The sequence below is a fragment of the Novipirellula aureliae genome, assembly GCF_007860185.1.
Classification (GTDB): Bacteria; Planctomycetota; Planctomycetia; order Pirellulales; family Pirellulaceae; genus Novipirellula_A; species Novipirellula_A aureliae.
On the sequence record NZ_SJPY01000001.1, the window covers coordinates 191,084 to 208,978 of the forward strand.

The following is a 17,895-nucleotide window of genomic DNA, read 5'->3' on the forward strand; positions in this document are numbered from 1 at the left end:
GTTGAATGTCAATGCGTAGGCTGTGTAGACTTTGAAACTAAACTTTGATCGTGATAATTTTTTTGATGACGATCGCACCAATGATTTGAGTCACCATCGCGCCGGCTAAGAGGTATCGTCCGATCGGATCGGTGAACAACATCGTGACGTATTCATAATTCAGCTTGAGCATGACAAGGAACAACACCGGTGGCAGCGCCAACAGCACCGCCCCACTCATTCGTCCTTCCCCTGTCAACGCTTGAATTTGACCGTGAATCTGCAATCGCTCGCGAATAATGTAGCCAATTTTATCGAGAATCTCCGCGAGGTCGCCCCCGGTTTGGCGTTGCAGGACAACTGCCGTTGCAAAGAACCGAAGGTCCATATTGGGAACGCGTGCTGCCATCCCTTCGATGGCTTCGTCGAGCGGAATACCAAAGTTTTGTTCTTCAAATGCACGGCGAAATTCCATCGCCAAAGGATCTTCCATCTCTTTGGAAACCAAATCAAAACCAGCGTTGAGCGAATGCCCCGCACGAAGCGATCGGCCGAGTAGTTCAAGAGCCTCTGGCATTTGGGAACCGAACTTGGCCAAGCGGCGTTTTCGTTTCATAATCAACCACAAAACGGGAACGACACCAAACATCAGCCCGACGATCGGAGACAACACGTTGGGAACCGGCGAAAGAATCGTCAACACGACGCCTGCAGCAAACGCACCTAAGCAGATCGCCGAGAACTGCACCGCAGGCATCTTTACATCCGCCTGCTCCAAATAGTCGGCCAACCCAGGAAGGTTCTCGAGAAACTTCGAAATTGGATTCTGTAAATCACCTTCACCGCCGCCTCGCATCAGCGATTTCACATCCGCGTCATCCGGTGCACCACCACGCCGCGCCGAAGCCATCGCAGCCAAACGATCTTCGGTCATCGTCGTTTCGCCGTTCGGCATCAATACGTTAATGGCGAACGCAACGATCGATGCGACAAACACACCAACGGCGACGACAATAATGGTTGAACTCATGACAATAGCACTTTTCGGTCGATCGGGGTAAACGGAGGAGGGTAAACGTCTAGGATGTCGAAATGACGTGACGGGGGCTTCCCGCCCCCTGTGTTCCATCTTGCCAACGATGGCTGGAACCCTGTCAAAAATCGTTTTTTTAGGCAGGCATGATCACACGTTCGCGGAACGCGCTACTAGGCAATCGAACGCCTGCAGCTTCTAACTTGCTCATAAACGAAGGCCGGACCCCGGTACATTCGAAGTGCCCATACGCCTTACCTTCTTCATCAATGCCTTTTTGCGAATAACGGTAAATGTCCTGCAGGACGATCGTGTCCTGTTCCATTCCAACCACTTCCGTAATCGCGGTGACACGACGGGGACCGCCTTGCAAACGGTTGGCTTGAATCAAGACATCGACGGCACCCGATACTTGTTGACGAATCGCTTTGACCGGCAAATCGAAACCAGCCATCATCACGAGTGTCTCCAAACGAGCGATTGCGTCGCGTGGTGTGTTGGCGTGAATGGTCGTCAACGAACCATCGTGCCCCGTGTTCATCGCTTGCAACATGTCAAGCGTTTCTCCACCGCGGCATTCTCCGATAATGATTCGCTCAGGACGCATACGCAGCGCGTTCTTGACGAGATCGGTTGCCGAAACCGCACCCGTGCCTTCAATGTTGGGCGGCCGCGTCTCCAAGCGGACAACGTGGTCTTGTTGCAACTGCAATTCCGCCGCATCTTCGATCGTCACGATACGGTCGTCATGGCTAATAAATGAAGACAATGTGTTGAGCAGCGTCGTTTTTCCCGAACCGGTACCACCAGCGATAATCATATTGAGCCGAGCCTTGATGCAGCCCTCTAGCAGCATCACCATCTCAGGCGTAAAGGCTCGATAGTTGAGCAGGTCCTCGAGCTTCAACGGGTTGGCACCGAACCGCCGAATACTCACCGCCGCCCCATCGAGAGCTAGTGGTGGAATAATCGCATTGACCCGTGATCCATCCTCTAGGCGTGCGTCGACCATCGGACACGTTTCGTCAACTCGGCGACCAACCTTACTAACGATCCGGTCAATGATTTGGAGCAAGTGTTTTCCATCGCGAAATTCAACATCCGTCTTCTGCATCCGTCCGCCTTTTTCGACGTAGATGTTCTTTGGACCGTTGATCAAAATGTCGCTTACCTTGGGATCCTTTAGAATCAACTCCAACGGACCAAGGCCAAGAACTTCGTCAAGCACTTCGTCAACGATCCGATCTCGCTCCTGACGATTGAGAAGTGTTTCTTCGGCATCGCAAAGATGCTCGACCACGAGACGGATTTCTCGCGTTAGCGTTTCGCCCTTCAAATCGCCAACACGCGACAGGTCGAGCTTATCGACAAGTTTGCTGTGAATCCGACGTTTAACGTCCTCAAATTTTTGCTGACGATTGGCTTCTGGTTTTGCTGCTGGTGTCGATGTTCGCATCTGTGAGGATTCCCCGGATAAAACCGTTGTCTATGTTTCTATCGACGGTATCCATTCTTTCGCTTTGCGTTCGAACCAATCGTCGCAAACGAGATCCCGTCTTCGTGCTTGGCCAAGAATGGCCCATGCAAACATAGATCACAAATAGAGACATGGCAGCCTAATCCTTCCATTTTGCCTATTCACCAAGACTTAGCCAGTCCTCATGGCGCAAAGGCGACGATGTTATCGGGATCGCCCCCCCTCCCAAAGCGAGATCCATACAACCGCGACTCATACAACCGCGATTCATACAACCGCGACTCATACAACCGCGGCTATCGCCAGAATGGCAAACCAAGAATCCGTCTTGAAAACAAACGCAAGCACCGGAGGATTGCTAGCATTGGAATGGGAGCGAGCTAAAACAAGAAGAAATCGGAAAAACTCGAATATTCGCGTAGGCAAACTAGAAAAAATGTGTGATATTTAACCATCGCTTCACAACCGACCCCACCTTCAGTTGCTACGTTTACACGGAATTTCATCGGAGGAGAGATTATGAAGAAACGAGCCTACCCGCAGCGAATCGACCAAAAGATTGCCACAGCCGCATCGGAAATCTTATCAAGAAGCTCTGTATCAGAACTGCGTAACCTGCGGGTTGACGAGAGCACCAGTGAATTAACGCTTAGCGGAAGCGTCGGAAGTTTCTATCACAAACAACTCGCTCAAGAAAGCGTTCGAATGATCGCTGGCGGACTTCGCGTCCGCAACAGCGTTAGTGTGCTGTAGTCTTCGATCGCAAATGGTCATCTCCAGAGAGAACGGAACATGGCCAACGAACCATCGCATCGTTTTCTTACAATCCATTGTTTGCCGGACGACGTCGTGGATCTTCTTAAAGATCCTCGCACAAGAGGATCTTTAAAAAGATCCACGACGGCACAGGCTAACGCGGACTCGTTATCATCTTAGCCGACCGAGATTCGCTTAAATTCGACGATCTCGACATCGGGACTAAAGTCGTTGATTGCTGCTTCCACCGTCTTGGTGTCGTCCAAGGCGTAGACTTGGCTTAGCAAGCAACGTTCTTGATCGAGGAGGGTATTGTCCGACACGAACCGTTCAAGCTTTCCAGGCAGGATCTTATCCCAAATTTTCTCAGGTTTGCCTTCGGCTTTCAATTCGGCCTTGATTGCTTCCTCGGCTTGCTTCATCACTTCGGGCGTCAGTTGTCGTCTACTGGCGTACTGAGGAACATTCTTTTGGGGTTTACCCAGATTTTCACGTTCATTGGTCTCATTTTCCGCAATGATTTGAGCCCGCAAAGCTTCCGCTTCCTTGGTTACAAATTCATCGTCGAATTCTTCGGGGCGAAGAATGGACGGGTTCATTGCTGCGATGTGCATCGACACCAAACGGAAGAACGAAGCTGCTTCGTCGCCCTTGCCGCCATCTTTGTAGGACAGCAACACACCGATCTTACTTCCTGCGTGGATGTAGGACGCCAAGTTTTCGCCCTTCGTTCGCTTGAAGTCGATGACTTGAATTTTCTCGCCGATCACGCCCGTTTGAGAAACCAGTTTTTCACCAACGGTTTCGCCATCGAAATCGAGTGCTAAAACGTCCTCGATGCTGTCTGCATCGCTCTCGAACGCGACGTCCGCGATCCGATTGACGAAGGCAATGAAGTCATCATTCTTAGCGACAAAATCGGTCTCGCAGCCAATTCCAATCAGAATACCTTCGCTTCCACTATCGTTGACCTTGGCGACAACGATGCCTTCGGAGGTTTCTCGGTCGGCGCGTTTTGCAGCAACCTTTTGGCCCTTTTTCCGCAGGTAGTCCATTGCTCCATCAAGGTCGCCGCCTGATTCGGTCAATGCGGCTTTGCAATCCATGATGCCAGCGCCGGTCGCTTTTCGTAAATTACTGATGTCTTTTGCTGAGATAGACATTCTCTTCCTCGTCTAAACAGTGAGTTATGTATAAGGTGTAGTTGATGTAGCCGTCGTTGATGTCGCCTAGGCCTCTAGCCTGTGCAGATCGCCAAGGCTGGTGAGCCTAGGCGACGTTGTGGTATTACGCATTCCGCGTTCAAAGCGGGCGGAATGGATTTAGATGCAGAAGACTTTAAAATGTTCGCCTGCCAATGCAGCAGGCCCTATTCACTTTAACCTTCACTTGGTGCCGCTTCGGCACTGGCGGCTGCGACCGCTTCGGCAGGAGCTGCTGCAGCAGCCGCTTCGGGCTGTGGCTCCGCTTCTTTGCCGGACGCGATTGCGGCTTGCCCCTTGCCTGCGATGACCGCATCGGCAAGTTGCTTCAAGATCAACTCGATACTTCGGATCCCGTCATCGTTACCTGGAATCGGCAAATCGATCAATGATGGATCGCTATCGGTATCGATCAAAGCAACCGTTGTAATACCGAGCCGTTTGGCTTCCCGAACCGCATTGCGTTCCTTACCAGGATCGACGATGAACAAGCACTCCGGCAACCGATTCATGCTGCGAAGACCATTCAGGTTTCGGTACATTTTGCGGTACTCGCGATTCAAAGCGGACTGCATCTTTTTGCTGTAGTTGTCCCATTCACCGCTGGTTTTCATGCCCTCGAGTTCTTCGAGACGAGTCAAGCGACTGCGAATGGTACGGAAGTTTGTCAATGTCCCGCCTAGCCAACGTTCACTGACGAAAGGCATTCCACAGCGAAGCGATTGTTCTTCCATCGCTTCACCCGCTTGGCGTTTGGTGCCAACGAACAAGATCAAGCTGCCGCCCGATGCGACTTGGCTAAGGTATTTCTTCGCTCGCAGGAGTCCGCGGAGCGTTTCGCGGATATCCATAATATGAATCTGGCTTTTGCGGCCAAAGATGTACGGAGCCATCTTTGGATTCCACAAACTGGTGCGGTGCCCGAAATGGACGCCCGCTTCGATCATTTCTTGAACAATTGGACTCGAGGGATTGGTTGCCATGGAATTCTGTTTCAAACCTTTTCTAGGGTTAATCAATGCCGTTCGCTGCGGGCTACGAGCTGTACCAGTATCATTGGCAAAGCCAGAGCATTCGAATGTTTCACAGTCATATTCACCGTCAAAACCGTGAAAAAACCACGATTAAGTAGGTGTGAAACCACTCGCCATGCGCCCTTCGTCCCAAAATGCAGCGGCAAAAATGGGTAAAAGGAAACGGTCCACATCACGGACCGATCCCGAGGAAGTCGCAAAGAATAGTCGTTTTGCACGTTTTGAGCAAGAGGAGCCGTTCTACTCAACGACTCGTTTTCCGGCCAGCTTTCGCTTTTCGCGGACCACTTCGATCGGGTCGGCCGGGAAGAGGAAGCCACGACTTTCAAGCAAACGTTTGATTTTAAGAAGATCCTTCGCCAATGGCGTGTCGGGTTTGGCTCTACCAAGCTGCCGTTCGATCGCATTGCCCATTGTCACACCATTGACGGTCGAGAAGTGGACGTCGGCTCCTGATTTGATGAGATACTCAACATGTTCGAATTTCCGTCTCTTCAACGCAGCATACATCGCCGTCGCATCGAGAGCATCGCGAGCATCGAGATTGGCCCCCGCTTGATGCAGCCGACTGAGCGTTTTGATGTTCGGTGCCTCGACCGATCCAAACACAAGCGGTTCCTCCGATGCGTCTTTCGTATTTGCGTTGACCCCCGCTTCGAGTAGCACGCGAAGCCAGCGGTCATCGTCACTACGTATAGCGGTTCCGAGCGGTGAGCCGAGTCCTGAGACAGCGATGGCCGGATCGGCCCCTAGTCGAATCAATTCTTTGACAGCCGGTTCTTGCTCGTGAACCATCGCGAAGAACAGAAACGTCATGTCGTGCCGACGCGGTTGACTCAATTCAAGCCCCGCAGCAGATTGCCGGATTCGCTCAACATCGCCTGCTTCGATCGCTTCGCCTAGTTCGCGATCGCGCCCATCAAAAAAAGTCTTCGCGGCTGGTTTTTTTGTCATTTCGTTTTCCAAGTTAGCAATTACAAACGTCGCCGGTCGCCTGCTCAACGATCTCTTGAGCGTCCTTCAATTCGGACTCCATCCCTGGAAGGACATCCCCCATGAGGTGACGACTAACCGGGTCGATCGATGAAGCGGGAATCGTTCGCTTCGTTCCTTTCGCATCGGGGGCGACCGCGCTGATGCCGACCTTTCCCAAACCACCCATGACCGCTCCGGGGAAACCGCCTACGGCCCAACCGGCAGCCATCGCGGCACTGGTTCCTTTCCAACCCTGTTCTTGAACACCCGTCAACACTTCCCCGTCAACTTGATAGGCGTTGATATCGGTTGGCTGCTCTTGGCCACCATATCGGTCGACGGTTTTCGAATGAAGTCCCGCGGCATTGAAGGTCGTCCCATCGGAACCGCTGGCCGACGACGCCGCCGACGCAAGTCCCCCACCGAGAGAATGACCTGTCATTTGAACGCTGCCCTCGTTGCCACTATCACCGATCGCGGTCCCGATATTAACAGCGCTTTCGTAATAATCCGAGTACGAGTTGGTCCCCTGGGCAAAGTTATTCTTCCAATCTTCGCCCGAGGTCATCGTCGTTCCTTTGAACGCAATCGATGGTTTCATCGAATCACCAAAAACAGCGGGGTCGGGTTCATACATTTGAGATTGAAATCCCGATTTTTCCGGGTTCGACAAATCCTGGGGTTTCAATCCATACTTGCTTAGCGCAGCAGGGTCATTCGAGATATTTTTCCACCCTGGCGGTGGTGGCGCATCAGGATCATAAACGTGGGCGGAAAGCTTTGCATATTCCGCATCCTTTTGCAGCCGATCCAAGTCCTTGGCGGCTTGCTGAACCACCGGGTCGTCCGACTGCTCGCCTTGCTTGACCAGTTCTTGACGGCACTTGAAACACGCTTCCGAGCTAAGCGACCCAGCGGCTCCAGCCCCTGCGGTCGGCGGGACGCCTCCCATTCCGAGATCGCCGATCAGCACGGTTCGGGTCGCAGCCAATTTCGGATCACCCAGAAAAACGCCGCATGCACCGACGTCCATCGACGGGGCCCAGCGCGCCGCGGGCATGTTGTGGATCATGACGGTGGCCGAGCCTTTGACGATCGGCGGCTGTGGCCCTGGGATCGGTGGATGGATCGGACCGCCGCTGGTCGCTCCGCTGCACATGCAGCAGCATCCGACATGCGCCGCCGGCATCATTTCGATCAAGACGGGCATTGCCGCGCAGAACGGACAGGGAGCAGGTGCTTGAGGGCCGATCACGCCCGATGGAACGAGCATATCATGAGTGATCGGGTCACCGATTCGTGCAGCAGGAAACATCGTCTCGCCTCCCCTTTAAAATATAGATCATAAGTCTTCTCATCCGTTTCGTTGCTTCCATCCCAATGATGCCAAACTTTCCTGTAAGTCGTTTTGTGTAACGATTGCCCACCCCTTTCCCTCATCGGTTTCGACGAACACGCCTACCAATTCCTTCAATAGGGAAGCAGCCATATCGGCGGTCGTTTCGGTCAATTGAGGCAAACACGCTTTGGGACGAAGGTAGACGCCTGTCGATTCTCGAATCGATTCAATGGCCTTTTCATCCGCTGGCTTTGCCAAAACCAAAACGATTTCGTTCTTCCCAAATGCTTCATCGACCAGCGACATCCGATCAACCACCTCGTCCCCAGTCAAGCAAATCGGAGCCGTCATGCGGCGTGGAGGTTCTTCCATGTAGTCGAACAGGAATTGCTCGAGCGGCACCGTATCACGTTTTTCTTGTTCGATCGCTTTAGGTTCGACGATCAAGATACTGCGATAAAGATGGCACAAACCTGCTGCGATCAAACTTGGTTTTGAGGTGACCGCTCCACGATAAATCCAAGTTTCGGCCTCGGTCTTGGTTACGGTATAGGTCACGCCCGGATGGACGCCGGCCACCGTCCGGGTGGGGGAGAACGCGTTTGACACCGCTGGCGATTCCGGTGGCATTGGCGTTATCGGAACAGCCAAACGCTTCCCTGAAGCCGCGGGTACCATAGGGGACGCCTGCTCGACCTTCTGGGTTAGGGGCGGAACTGCCACCGACGAAGCACCCTCTACTTCACAAAGCAATCTTGTTGAGCCCGCTTGGATCACATCGCCATCGGACAACACGGCTTCCTCAACAATCACCCCGCCAACGTTCAGCCCATTAGCGCTTTGCATATCACGGATCAGACAGCGATAAGTGTCCATGACAATTTCAAAGTGATTGCTCGACATCCTTTGATCATGCTCGAACGGCCAATCACAAAGGAGCGAGCGACCGACCAGCAAACGATCACCAGGCCGAATCGCTCGACGCTGGCCATCCTGCAAGCCTCCGTCGACTCGAATGGTAACTCTTAATGCCATAAAATCGCTTCTACCTTACTTGAGTAGGATATTGGAACGAATGACAGACTGAAAATACTCGTGAGCCATATCCCAATCATTCATCAAAGCTTCAGCCTTTCGGGCCTTCGGTTTGGTGGGACTATCCCTACCTGTTTCGCGTACCAATGTGGAGACCACTTTTGTCTGGATTGCACCAGCCATTGGTGCTAAAAAGCCCCCGTTTTGAGCGTGCTTCCTGAGCGTTTCTTCAAGTTCTTTCAGTAAAAACACAGCGTTCCAGTAACTTGCCACCAAGACGGTGCCTTCGGCGATAGCTTCCTCGTAGATATCATCGGCGAATGTCGCTTTCACACCGAAAGTAAAATTGTAGATCGATTCATTGCGAACTCGACCATCTTGCCATTGTTTTCGCAAGCTCAACCCGAATCCAAGGAGTCCATACATATCGTCAACGTAACGATTCCACTGCTCTCTTTCTTTGGCATACTTGACCAAGAAGGCATCAAGTTTTGCTCCCGTCTCCGCGATGCTGCTGATTGTATTGTCGACCGTCGCTTGTAACTTTTCGGCCTTCGCAGTGCTGGCGAGGAAGATCTTTATCAGCTCGACATGGGGTTTATGCAGGACCAAATAGGGATGGTTTGAAATAAGCTTTGCATGAATACCACTGACACCGAGCAAATGGATGACGCTATTGGGGATCGCACCGTAAGCCTCATCGACCGCGGCAACGGTGCGAGTGGTTGGGTGAAGCAGATTGCCAATTCGGGTCCCGATCGACTTCGCCTTTTTGAAGCGATTCTTGATTTGATTGAGTTCAGCGATCTCCGGCAATTCTTTCGATAGATAGTCGAGCATCGCTTCGGCTGTCTTGATGCTTGCTTTCTTCAAAAGTGTGTTTTCTTTGGGCTTGCCTGTCGGTTGCCTTGGCTTCGATGTGGTCGTCGTTCCCACGCTCGTCATGCCTCGGATGCCAGTATCGGTCATGAAAATTCTCCAACAAGACTGTAAATGAAGATCGATCGAAGAAAGAAAGTACTAATGATCGGGAACCCAAGCTTGTGCTGGTTCACTCGGATCCGCCTCATTCGCTTCTTCAGGATCTTCGGGACTGCATCCACTGCCACTCCCAGCAGCACCGCCGGAGTTGATTTTGACCATCATGCCTTGGATCGTCACACCGGCTGGCCCGATGTCGACAAAGCCGCCTGGCCCGACGAGAGACAACTGTGCGCCAGCTTCGATGATGACCTTCATCCCAGCTTTCAAGTGGATCTCTTGCCCAGCTTCAATGGCTTGTTTCATTCCGACTTTGGTTTGCCGATCTTTGCCGATATTTTCGGACAAGCTTCCACCGATCTTGATTCGCTCGTCCTTTGCAACGGTACGGTCATTCCCCTCACCAATCGATTCGGTGCGTTGTTTTTCGATCACAACATGATGGTTACCACCCTCGTCAGCATCCCCATTGCCGACGCATATCTCGTAATTGCCTTCGATCTTCTCGATTTGATCTTTTTTCACATTGAGATGTTTATCTTGATAAACCATCTCTTTCTGGCTGCCACCTTTTTCACCGTCTTTTTCCCAGCCGATAATTTGGTGACGATTGCCGTAGATCCTTTCTTTCGAATCATTTTTGACTCGCGTGTCCATATTCTTTTCAGCCTGCATGTAAAGCCGCTCTTCATTCTTCAAATCCTCGAAGGTCAGCTCATTAAACCCTTCTCCTCCTTTCGATGAATTCGTGCGAATTGTCATCCGCGTTTTGTGGTCCGGCAACGGATAATGAGGTTTATTGTTTGCATGGTAGACGCGACCCGTTATCAAAGGACGGTCGGGGTCCCCTTCCAAGAAGCTAACGACTACCTCTTCGTCGATCCGTGGCAGATAGTTGACTCCGAACCCGGCCCCCGCATGCCCTTGTGAAACGCGAATCCAACAACTGCTCTTGTCATCGTATTGTCCGTAGCGATCCCAGTGAAATTGGCATTTGACCCTCCCAAACTCATCAGGATAAATCTCTTCGCCTTCGGGCCCTGTGACAATCGCCGTTTGGATTCCGCTAATCGTCGGCTTGGGAGTCGTTCGTGCCGGCCGAAATTCTTTATCGGCCGGAATACACGAAAAACTGTTCTGGTAATCGAATGGTGGTGCGCCACCTGAACTTGTTTCGTAGGCCATCGCTTCGTGTGCGATATGATGGATCGATGTGATCACAACTTCGGCTCCCTCTTCGGCCGAATCGCGATGGACGCCAACCTTGAACTTTCCGCCCGTCCCAAACGATCGACATGTGCTTGATGATGAGATCAATTCGTGGCGTGTCTCTTCCGATTCTTGCCGGATTCGCGTTTCCACATCGCCATCTCCCTTCTCAGGGTACTCACCGGGATAGTCGTAGACCTCGTAGTCGCTAATGTTGGGCAAATTGATCGCCGTTTGTTGTTCCGTTTCGAGGTGATTCGATGGCGTTTTGAAGTTGTAGTCTCGCTGCGAGTATTTACCTGGCACGTATTCGAAACGCCGTTCCCAACTATCGAGATGATCATCGACGGCGATTTGCGAGATATTGGGTGGATAATCAACCTTCGATTCGGGCAGATCGTAAACACCGTGCTTATGATCGGTGATGACCATTTGGTGCGAGTTTTGGCTGTGCTTGAAATAGTAGTAGATCCCTTCTTGCTCCATCAATCGCGAAAGAAAGTTGAAGTCTGTCTCGCGGTATTGGACGCAGTATTCCCATTCCTTGTGCTGCAGTTGGAAATCAGGCTTGTAATCCGCAAAGCCAAAATCTCCTAGCACCTCATCGATAATTTTCGGGATTTCCATTTCTTGGAAAATTTTGCAGTCGCTCGTTTGGGTCAAGAACCACAACCAGGGAACGACTTCGATTCGGTAGTTCCGTAGGCCCTTGACGTCCACGTCGCCGCGTGCCAGCTGGTTGACGTAACCATGCCAATACCGTTTGCTACCATCGCCAGTTAGAACGTTCCAGCAGACGGCTTTGCCAACCATTTCCTCCGCTTTGATCTTCGTGTTTTCACTGATCAAATCCAATTGATAGTGAAACAATCGACTCATCTCCTCGCTTCCCGAAAACCCTGTCAAAAACACCTGGTCTTCGCCGAGCGGCGTACTGATTTGCAATTGGCGATTTTTTTGTAGCTTGGCCATTGAGTGCTCGACTGTTGGAAAAGGATTAAAATGGACAGGACAACGGCCTTAGATAGTGGCTTCCAAACCGCTCACCAGGGCCGTTTTGATTATGGCGGGTCAGCAGCCGAAATGCAACGGCGCCGGGACTTCCGGACAGCGGTTGCCTACTGGCAAAACCCGATACGATCGGCTACCGTGCGCCTCACCGAAGGACTGCATTGGACTTGCCCAACCGCTGCCAAAATCGGGTACTTCCCGACAATGGTACTGGGCGTCCCATGAGTCCAAAACCTGGACGGACTATCGTGCGAATTCTTTAAGCATCAGTGGACTTACGCCCCTCCTTGCTACTCGCGTTGACAACATCTCAAAGGCGATTACTTAGAGGTTATCGCGACTTGGGGGAACGGGTTGCGTAGGAAATGGATATTTCAAGCGGAATGCTTCGGTGGCAGGATCGTGAGTGGTTTTGCGAGACGGAGGGCAGCAGAATAAATTCTGAGTTGCCGGCTTTGGCGAGATCGATGGAAGCGACTAAGATATCTACTCGAAATTTGACCATCCGCCCAATGGACGATCCACCAAGGCTTTCCGGTAAAAGCAACGGTTGCTTCCTACCCGCCTGGGACTTTGTGAAACCTCCTCAGTGAAACCTCCTCATAGGAACTCTCGCTTGACTCCCTTGCTCGCTCTCCTTCTGATCATCACTCTCGGGCTCGCCCTCGGCAAAGTCTCGTTCCGTGGAATTTCGGTCGGCACATCCTCGATCCTATTCGTCGCCTTGCTTGCTGGACATCTGGGGATCGTGATCCCCGAAGGCCTTGGGACGTTGGGTTTAGCCTTGTTCGTCTACTGCATCGGCATCGCAGCGGGACCGACTTTTTTTCGTGGACTCGCATCGAATGCGCGGATCATGGCGACGCTCGGTGCGGTCATGGTTTTGACGGGCATTGTCGTCACATGGCTGTGCGCGAAGCTGTTCGATTTGCCCGCTGATATCGCTGCAGGACTGATGGCAGGAGCGATGACCAGTACACCAGCTCTCGGTGCGGCGAGTGAATCGGTTGTCAAGCCGGACAATGTCGCCGTTGCTTTTGGCGTTGCCTATCCATTCGGAATCGCAACGATCGTGTTGTTTGTTCAATTGATGATGAAACGAGTTGCCGTGTCTACGATCGGTTCGGAAACCGAATCTCCCCCTGAACCGCGGCTCGACGATGACCGAAAAATCCAGCGGCATGTTGTCGAAATTGCGAATCCAGGGGTCGCTGGCAAACGCCCCAGTGAAGTGGCCGTATCCTCGGATCTGTCCTGCCAAATTTCGCGAGTGTTCTTAGATCAGCGTTGGCGACCCACTCCGTCTGACTACGTCTTCTCACTCGGCGACCGCGTGATGCTGGTCGGACAGCAGGAAGAAGGTAGACGCGGGGCGGAAACGCTTGGAGTCCTTTGCGATATCCAAGACGTTGTGCTCGATACCGATCGCGAACGCAAGGAAGTCGTCGTCACTTCGCAGGAGATCTTTGGCCATACGCTAAAAGAACTTCGCTTGCGTTCGCGGTTTGGAGTCACCGTGACTCGCATCCGCAGAATTGACCAAGAGTTCGTCCCATCCGCTCACACGCGAATTGAGTTTGGTGACACCCTCTCCTTGGTCGGCGAACCTGGGGATCTACTCAGGCTCCAAAAAGTCGCAGGACATCGACCACGGACACTCAACGAGACCGACCTGCTTTCGCTTGCGTTTGGCCTGACCGTCGGCATCCTTGTCGGGCAAATGGCAATTCTGTGGGGAGGTGTTTCGGTATCGCTCGGCACTGCAGGAGGTCCTTTGTGCGTCGGTCTCGTGCTGGGCCATTTTCGCCGAATTGGATTCGTTGCGGGCTCCTTTCCACCTGCGGCTCAGATCTTGATGACCGAGGGTGGACTTGCACTGTTCTTGGCCGACGCGGGCATCCATGCCGGAGCCGACGTCTGGTCAATCTTGCAACAACAGGGGCCTGTACTTTGTGTCGCGGCAACCGCAATCGCTGTCCTGCCATTGGCAGTTGGCTACCTGATGGCGAGCTATTGCTTTGGATTGACGCGGCTAGAGTCGCTCGGTGCAACGTGTGGCGGGATGACTTCAACACCTGGACTAGCTGCATTGACCAGTTCTACCGATTCGAGTGAACCGGTTACCAGCTATATCGCCGCCTATCCCGTCGCACTTGTCCTGATCACGATCGCCGCTCCGTTGTTGATCAAGTTGCTATAGCCGCATTTGGATCGTTGTGTTTACATTGGAATTTACATTGGAACTCGTGCAATCGAGACCTCTACATGTTCATTGCACCCATTCGTTCGGGCTGAAACGAAACCGCTTCGATGCGGCGACGATCTTCGCGATCGAGGACTCGGCAAACAATTTCCTCATCAGAACAATGCCCTAAGATTTCGCTACCGAGTGGAGTCAAAACCGACAACTTCCCTTCTGCGATACACGCTTCCTCGGGGTAAACCAGTGTGTAGGTATGCACGTCGTCCGTCCGCAGCTCGCGAAGTCGAAAGGTGGAGTTCATCGTGACGACGTTAGGTAGAACTTCGGTTGAGCAAACGACCTTGGCGTCACATAGCTTTTGTTCTAGTCGCGTTAAATATTCTTTGCGGCCGATTGCTTGAGCAAACTCACTGGCGAGCAGAACCTTCAGGCGTCGGAGATCTTCAGTGGTGATAACGGTTTTACTGCGTGACATGGCGTACCTGCATCGTAAGAAAAGTAGGTTGGACGATGTGGCTGGAATTGCTGTACCACACGTCTCATTTTCTAATGCAAGAATGGGGCCAATGCCCAAACCGAGGATAGAAGCAGGAAAAGAATGCGAATTCGCATTGAAAACAGTCATGGAGCGTCAAGTCACCATGACACACGTGAACATCGCTTGACACGTGAGCTAGAGAGACGAGCTCGCTGCAGTGCCCGGAATTGATGGCAGACTCGACGCCAACGCCGCCTACCGATAATCGTCTGCATCAAGGCGATGCTTCTTCAGCAGGCTGTGCATAGCCTGCCGTGATAAGCCAGCTTGTTGCGCCGACTGGGACACATTGCCATCGTGCTTTTTCAACAATAGTTTCAAGTAGGCCTGCTCGGCCTGATCCAAAGCTTCTTCTCGCGACGCATCTGCCAAATCGTGCGTAGCAGCCGCATCCTTCGAATTCGGTTTCTGCACGCTGGGCGGCAGATCGGTCGCCTCGATCACCGACGATTCGGCCAACACCACCGACCGCTCAATCGCATTGCGAAGCTCCCGAATGTTTCCCGGCCACGAATAACGCTTGAGGCAATCCAATGCTTCGGCTGAAAACCTGTCTTTCGGTTTCTCTGCCGATTGGACCTGACGGAGAAGATGATTCGCCAGCAACACAACGTCATCTCCACGGCCCCTCAACGGCGGCATTGGAATGTGGATCACCCCCAAACGGTAAAACAAGTCTGCACGGAAACGCCCGGCCGCCACCTCGGCTTCCAAATCACGGTTGGTCGCACAAATGAATCGTGTATCGACATGCACTGGCGTGCTCTTTCCAACCGGCGTAAACGTCTGCTCTTGAATCGCACGAAGCAGCTTCGCCTGAGATCCAGCGGGCAATTCACCAAGTTCGTCAAAAAATGCAGTCCCATGATCACATTGAACTAACAGCCCATCTTGGTCTTTCACGGCGCCCGTGAATGAGCCTTTCGCATGCCCGAACAACACCGACTCGAACAACGACTCAGGAATCGCGGTACAATCGATGACCTGGAAGTTGTTAGCCGCACGACGACTGTGCGTATGAATCGCCCGAGCAACAACCTCCTTCCCCGTTCCACTTTCGCCAGTGATCAAAACACTGGTGTCCGATTGAGCCACACGATCGACTATCTTCAACAGTTCCTGCATCGGCTCGGACTGCCCGATCAGTTCAGGATAGCGATCCGATAGCTCAGACGCAGAGACATGATCGAGATCGGTCTGGCAAGCCGAACGCAGCGGCGAGGACAGCGCGCGTCGAACACTGGAGATTAAGTCTTCATATTTGACGGGTTTTAGCAAATAGTCGGTAATTCCCAGCCGAACACTTTCGATTGCAGACGGAATCGACGGAACGCCGGTGATCACAATCAGCGGCACGTGAGACCAATTTCGCCTTCCTTCGTGAAGCAGTTCGAGCTTCAAGTTGCCGGGCATATTCAGGTCAGAGAGGATCAAATCAAACGGCTTTGATTGGAGTGCGTTGATCGCCTTGTCCGCGTCTTCAACACACTCGCATTCATACCCCGCTTCGCACAGCAATTGCCCTGTTGTCCGTCGGTAAAGCGGCTCGTCGTCGGCGATCAAGATTCGTGCGGGGCGTTGGTTCATAGGTATCAATATCGTCGTGTTGGAGTGGGGGCTTTAACCGCTCGTCAACAACCGCTGGCCAGCGGGAACACGGCTGTAAAACGACTACCTTCCCCTAGCTGACTCTCCACTTCAATCCGTCCATCCAACGCTTCGATCAGGCTTTTTGAGACGGACAACCCAAGTCCCATTCCCTGCCCCGGCTGATGTCCTTTGGTGCTAAAAAACGGCTCGAACAACAATGATAACGATTCCGCCGAAATCCCGCATCCATCGTCCGAAACGATCACACTCAATTCATGCTGATTCGTTTGCACGCTGACCACAACTCCGGCTCCCGGCTCCGACGCCTGAACCGCGTTGCGGATTAAGTTGAACAGAATCTGTTTGACTTCGCCCTCCGGCAGCGTCACCTTGACGTTCCTCGCAGCGGGCTTGACTTGAACCGTCACTTGCGTTTTTCGGGCTTCCGTCTCGACGAGTCGAATCACATCATTGATCGCCCTATTGATGGGAAACTCAGACGCAACCTGTTGGCTGGGCCGGTAAAGTTGATACATCTGGTGCGTAATCGAGCTAATCCGATCGATTTCCCGATCGATCAACTCCAGCAGCTCGTAGTTCGGGGTCGTTGGCGGAAGGTTATTTTTGAAGATCACAAACGAGTTTCGAATACCAGCCAGCGGATTGTTCACCTCATGGGCGACCGAGGCGGCGAGTTGCCCGAGCGCCGCAAGTTTTTCCATCGCCAATCGGTGCTTTTCCAGATGCGAGATGCGTGCCGTTCGTTCCTGGACCAATTGCTCTAAATGTTCCGCGTAGTGACTCAGTTTTTCTTGCAATTGATGCCGCTCGGTCACGTCCCGCACACTTGCTCGAAACCCGTGGCCTTCACCCACCTCATCAAGCATCGGTTGCCACGAAACCGCCATCGATCGCTGAACCCCCTCTTTCGTGACCACAGAAAACTCGACATCATTCCCGCTGCTACCACCAATCGCGCCGCGAATCACATCGGCAATTCGCTGACGATCCTTCACCGCGACCATCGGCATCGGGTAATCTTGCATCGACAAACATTCCGCTGGTGAATAGCCTGTCATCCGCTCGACCGCTGCATTGACCCATAACAGACGTCCGTCCGAGCGATGCCAAGCTTCCCAGTCATACGTGGCGTTCGCGATTTCACGAAACCAGCGATCACTAATCGTTTCGACTGTGTTTGCGTCCGTTTTCATACAGCCAATTGTAACAAGTAAGGGTGACTCTGTTATCCGTTGTCGACCATTCAAAATCCGACAGCAGGACGCAGGCCCATTCTACCCCACGCTCAACGAGCGAAGCAGGATCGCGACGAAAAAAGCAGCAATCAGGACGAGCAATCCCAGTAATCTCGGTTGCTCAACTTGACGCTCCGTTGCACGCTCCGCTTTGCCAACACGGGCAGCCTCAAGAACCTCGCCTTCCTCCACCGGAGAGGAAACATCCAGATCGAGCATCATTAACAATAACATATCGAGTCTCCCATTGGCATAAGCGACCACGCCCGCGATAGAG

General features: G+C 52.6%; 15 protein-coding genes. 2 read left to right on the top strand and 13 right to left on the bottom strand.

Annotated elements, in window-relative coordinates; genetic code table 11:
* Positions 1-37: 37 nt before the first annotated feature.
* Together Q31b_RS00810 and Q31b_RS00815 are read right to left on the bottom strand one after the other, a co-directional pair.
* The gene (locus Q31b_RS00810; RefSeq protein WP_146597801.1) at positions 38-1,009 is read right to left on the bottom strand and encodes a type II secretion system F family protein; all 972 of its coding nucleotides are present in this window, start codon (positions 1,007-1,009) and stop codon (positions 38-40) included.
* A gap of 139 nt (positions 1,010-1,148) precedes the next feature.
* Entirely contained in the window at positions 1,149-2,468 is a 1,320-nt protein-coding gene (locus Q31b_RS00815; RefSeq protein ID WP_146597802.1) for a CpaF family protein, read from the bottom strand.
* Positions 2,469-3,008: 540 nt separating this feature from the next.
* Between Q31b_RS00815 and Q31b_RS00820 the strand changes: the two genes are divergently transcribed.
* Positions 3,009-3,242 (top strand): BON domain-containing protein, encoded by a 234-nt coding sequence (locus tag Q31b_RS00820; protein WP_146597803.1) that lies wholly within the window; start codon positions 3,009-3,011, stop codon positions 3,240-3,242.
* A gap of 179 nt (positions 3,243-3,421) precedes the next feature.
* Here the strand turns inward: Q31b_RS00820 and tsf are convergent, their stop codons facing one another.
* From tsf to Q31b_RS00855, 7 genes are all read right to left on the bottom strand, one after another.
* Positions 3,422-4,408, bottom strand: coding sequence for a translation elongation factor Ts (gene tsf, locus Q31b_RS00825; RefSeq protein WP_146597804.1), 987 nt, complete (start codon positions 4,406-4,408; stop codon positions 3,422-3,424).
* Positions 4,409-4,623: 215 nt separating this feature from the next.
* Positions 4,624-5,430, bottom strand: coding sequence for a 30S ribosomal protein S2 (rpsB, locus tag Q31b_RS00830; RefSeq protein WP_231617202.1), 807 nt, complete (start codon positions 5,428-5,430; stop codon positions 4,624-4,626).
* A 291-nt stretch (positions 5,431-5,721) separates the two neighbouring features.
* On the bottom strand, positions 5,722-6,435 hold the full coding sequence (locus Q31b_RS00835) for an ankyrin repeat domain-containing protein (RefSeq protein ID WP_146597805.1): 714 nt from the start codon (positions 6,433-6,435) through the stop codon (positions 5,722-5,724).
* Between the two features lie 13 nt (positions 6,436-6,448).
* Entirely contained in the window at positions 6,449-7,771 is a 1,323-nt protein-coding gene (locus Q31b_RS00840) for a hypothetical protein (protein WP_146597806.1), read from the bottom strand.
* A 39-nt stretch (positions 7,772-7,810) separates the two neighbouring features.
* Entirely contained in the window at positions 7,811-8,830 is a 1,020-nt protein-coding gene (locus tag Q31b_RS00845) for an FHA domain-containing protein (RefSeq protein WP_146597807.1), read from the bottom strand.
* Between the two features lie 15 nt (positions 8,831-8,845).
* Complete coding sequence (locus tag Q31b_RS00850) at positions 8,846-9,799, bottom strand: hypothetical protein (protein WP_146597808.1); 954 nt, start codon at positions 9,797-9,799, stop codon at positions 8,846-8,848.
* Positions 9,800-9,850: 51 nt separating this feature from the next.
* Positions 9,851-11,992, bottom strand: a complete 2,142-nt coding sequence (locus Q31b_RS00855; protein ID WP_146597809.1) for a type VI secretion system Vgr family protein — start codon at positions 11,990-11,992, stop codon at positions 9,851-9,853.
* 655 nt (positions 11,993-12,647) lie between these two features.
* Between Q31b_RS00855 and Q31b_RS00860 the strand changes: the two genes are divergently transcribed.
* Positions 12,648-14,231 (top strand): aspartate:alanine exchanger family transporter, encoded by a 1,584-nt coding sequence (locus Q31b_RS00860; RefSeq protein WP_146597810.1) that lies wholly within the window; start codon positions 12,648-12,650, stop codon positions 14,229-14,231.
* 61 nt (positions 14,232-14,292) lie between these two features.
* Here Q31b_RS00860 and Q31b_RS00865 read toward each other — a convergent pair whose 3' ends face one another.
* The 4 genes from Q31b_RS00865 to Q31b_RS00880 form a co-directional block, all read right to left on the bottom strand.
* Positions 14,293-14,709 (bottom strand): GreA/GreB family elongation factor, encoded by a 417-nt coding sequence (locus Q31b_RS00865; protein ID WP_146597811.1) that lies wholly within the window; start codon positions 14,707-14,709, stop codon positions 14,293-14,295.
* A 258-nt stretch (positions 14,710-14,967) separates the two neighbouring features.
* A complete protein-coding gene (locus Q31b_RS00870; RefSeq protein WP_146597812.1) occupies positions 14,968-16,359 on the bottom strand; it encodes a sigma-54-dependent transcriptional regulator in 1,392 nt (463 codons plus the stop codon).
* 44 nt (positions 16,360-16,403) lie between these two features.
* Entirely contained in the window at positions 16,404-17,576 is a 1,173-nt protein-coding gene (locus Q31b_RS00875; RefSeq protein WP_146597813.1) for a two-component system sensor histidine kinase NtrB, read from the bottom strand.
* A gap of 81 nt (positions 17,577-17,657) precedes the next feature.
* The gene (locus Q31b_RS00880; RefSeq protein WP_146597814.1) at positions 17,658-17,852 is read right to left on the bottom strand and encodes a hypothetical protein; all 195 of its coding nucleotides are present in this window, start codon (positions 17,850-17,852) and stop codon (positions 17,658-17,660) included.
* Positions 17,853-17,895 lie beyond the last annotated feature (43 nt).